At 24.8% G+C, this 3,442-nt stretch carries 4 protein-coding genes; all 4 read right to left on the bottom strand.

The window, feature by feature from the left end:
- A partial coding sequence (locus tag KQ44_RS10360; RefSeq protein WP_205676563.1) for an AAA family ATPase occupies positions 1-316 on the bottom strand: 316 nt, incomplete at its 3' end.
- Positions 317-381: 65 nt separating this feature from the next.
- Positions 382-939: a DUF4234 domain-containing protein gene (locus tag KQ44_RS10355; RefSeq protein ID WP_096737332.1), complete on the bottom strand. Its 558-nt coding sequence runs from the start codon at positions 937-939 to the stop codon at positions 382-384.
- 26 nt (positions 940-965) lie between these two features.
- Entirely contained in the window at positions 966-1,805 is an 840-nt protein-coding gene (locus KQ44_RS10350) for a hypothetical protein (RefSeq protein ID WP_096737331.1), read from the bottom strand.
- Positions 1,806-2,142: 337 nt separating this feature from the next.
- The gene (locus KQ44_RS10345; protein ID WP_096737330.1) at positions 2,143-3,177 is read right to left on the bottom strand and encodes an ankyrin repeat domain-containing protein; all 1,035 of its coding nucleotides are present in this window, start codon (positions 3,175-3,177) and stop codon (positions 2,143-2,145) included.
- Positions 3,178-3,442: the final 265 nt, after the last annotated feature.

Here is a 3,442-nt window from a genome sequence, read left to right as displayed (position 1 = left end):
CTTCATTATTTTCATAAGCAAGTTTCAAGTTAATATAAAATTCTTTACTGTTTTGAAAGAAATTAAAATATATTTCCTTTGTTGTATTATAATCATAAAAAAGAGAATCAAATATATCATAATCTTTTATAAAACTTCTAAAAAATAATAATAAAGTTATTGAATATGGTGACTGTGATAAAGAAATCAATATTGACTCAAGCAGAGAAGTCTTTGAAGTGTTAGCCTTACCTATAAAAAAATTAATATTTTTGAAATTGTCTATTTTTAATTTCTTTATTCCTCTAAAATTTTCTATCTCTAAACTTTCTAACATTTTTATTTTAATTCTCTTAATTTTTTATTTATATTATATATTTGTTTATGATTACATGCAATATATTATTTTTTAGTTCTAATTTTTTCCCATATAGAGTTTAATTGTTTCTGCATAATTATGTCTGGAATAAGCAAAGAGAAAATAATTACAAAAAGAATAATAAAGCCAACCAATATAGTACCAAAAAATATTAATAATGCTTCAGGATTATCAATTAATTCAATAAAGTTAAAATCACTATAAACTAAAGACATACCGCTTACTAATAATCCAAAAAAAAGCACATAGCATAAAATTCCTATAATAGGAACTCCTGCTAATAATACAATAATACTTACAGTCATAATTATTTGAGATTTATTGTCTTTATCATTTTCATCTATTTTTAAAGCTATTTCTTTATAAATAATATTTCCGTATTTATTATACCAATATATTGTATAAAGATTGCAAGTCATAATAGAAAGTAAAAGCTCCAAAGCAGGAGATATATCTTTTCTTTTTGTAAACTTCTCTACTTCTAAAGTAACATAATAAACCCAATAATAATGGTATATTCCTAAAGTGATGAAGTTTAGAACAAACATTGCTGGAATTGATCTTACAGCACCTATATTCATAATTATCCTATTATTGCTATGCTCTTTTAATAGTCTCCATTTTCAAGTTTTATCTGCGAAACATGCACAAAGCCGTAAATTGCATCTTTTCCGTCTTTAGCATTTGGAGGCATATAATATACTTCACACCAATCTTTCTCTTCACTTCCATAATAATCATCAATAGCTAATAAAAGCCCTCCATTATTAATCATATCGTTTTTCAAAATTTTACCTATTATTTTTCCATTTGCTTTATCTCTTATATTCACATAATCATCTTTAGAATTATATTCAAGTTTAATATAATAAGAATTTCCAGCATGATAATAAACGTCTGCAGAATTATCTTTAGAAAAATATTCTATTTGTACATCATCAAGTAATTTAATATTCACAAGATCGCCATAAGCCTCTTTTCCTGCTTCACCTTCACAAAAAATAGAATAGTTTCTTATTGTTACCTCCGCCCTTACAGCAGCAGCCCCTAAAAATCTTTTATTTAAAGGTTCTGGTAATTCTACTTTAATATTTTCTAATAAAACACCGAAGTCTAATCTTTCAAATTCTTTATAATCATCTATATTATAGGAATCTGCACTAACTAGACTAAATAAAAAAGGCAAATCAATATTATTATCAGGATAAAATCTTAAAGCACTATAAATAATATCAACATCAGAATTATCAGTTCTTTCCAACACTCCTGTTAATGTAATTTCACCATCAAAATAAGCAGAATAATTGCCGCCATCAATTTTTTTTACTTTAAGTGTATTTTTTATTACTTTACCATCATCGCTTAAAAGTTCAGAAAAATACGCTTCACTAGGCGGAAATGCCCATAATAAATTAATGCTTAAAAGAAATAAAATAATTTTTTTCATGATAACTCCTATTATATATAAAAAACTTGTTCGTTACTACACCCACAAGTTTTTTATTTAGTTTATATAATCTTCAAAGGCTCGTAATTTTTTATTCTGTTGCTATGTCACACTTAAGGGTACCTTGCCTACGGCACGCAGAGCGTTGGTCGCCTTAAAGTAGTGAATAAGCACGTCTGTGCTCGGATCACTTGCTTGTTGTTATGCCACCCATAATGGTGTCTTACCTACATTTTTTATTATATATAAAAAACTTATTTTTTACTATACTCAAAAGTTTTTTATTTACTTTATATATAAAGTAAAACATAAATATTACAAATTTATAAAACATTCACTATTTTACTATTTTATAACCATATTCCTTTGCTATATCATTAGCTGTTTTACCTTCTTTATTTTTTATATTCATATCAGGATTTAATTTTAATATCTCATCTACAAGAGGTTTATATTTAAAGGCTATAGCATACATTAATAAAGTGTTTCCTTTGTTATCCTGTGAATTGATATCTGCCCCATTATCTATTAATAGCTTTACAAATTTAATAACGTTTTTAGTTGCTTCTTCTTGTTCTTTTTTTCTATTTCCTGTTATCAATTCAGTTATCTCAGTGTTAATTTTTCCAAACATATTATATGTCATATTTTTACCATAATCTATTGCATGAAAATATAATAATGTATAGAATAAAGCAGTTTTTCCTTCTTTGTCTTTTATATGAAGATTGGCATTTGCTGATAAACACATATTTACTATTTCAATATTATAATCCTTAACAGCAAACATTAATGTTGTTATTCCTTCATTATCCTGAGCATTAACATCTGATCCGTTTTCAATTAAAAACTTTACAATATTTTGACTTTGGTATGCTAAAGAATATTGTATTAAAGCAGTTCTTCCAGTTATATCTTTTTTATTAACATCAATACCGTTTTTTATTAGATAATACATAGTTTCTATTTTACTAGCATAAAATAAAGCAGTAGAACCGTTATTATCTACAGTATTAAAATCAGGATTATATTTTTCAAATAGTTTTAGCATTTCAAGTTCATCTAAAGCAGCCGCCCAGAAAAATGCATTTCTTCCGCTATTATCTTTTATTTTAGTAACATCAGCATTATGCTCTAATAAAATTTTAACAGCCTCTATTTTTCTTCCTCTTATAGCATTCATTAAAGGAGTATATCCTTCTTCTTCATCTTGAACATTTATATTAACTTTATCAATTAATTCTTTAATTCTATAAACTTGACCATAACGGCATGCATTCAGAAAAATGTTTTCATCTTGAGATATACCATAAGAATTATTCACCATAAAAACTAATCCTATAATCATTAACACAATATATTTTTTTAACATTTTCTTTTACTCGCTTATTATTACTAATAAAAATTGTTATTAGCTAAATGATAAATTAATTTTAAGATTTAAATTATTTTATATTGATGATATTTGCAGAATTTGTTATTAATAAAATAATACAATCTTTCAAAAAATAATATAAACCTCTTTTATAGGATAAACTATTAAAACAAAAAAGTCAATATAGGTGTATGTGGTATATAATTAATGATTATTAATACTAATCAAAAATATTTATTTTTTAATTTGGGTTATTAAATCT

Origin of the sequence: Brachyspira sp. G79 (genome assembly GCF_002379365.1) — a bacterium.
Classification (GTDB): domain Bacteria; phylum Spirochaetota; class Brachyspiria; order Brachyspirales; family Brachyspiraceae; genus Brachyspira.
Note: the sequence above shows the minus strand (reverse complement) of the source record. Positions and strands in the feature narration are given on the sequence as shown.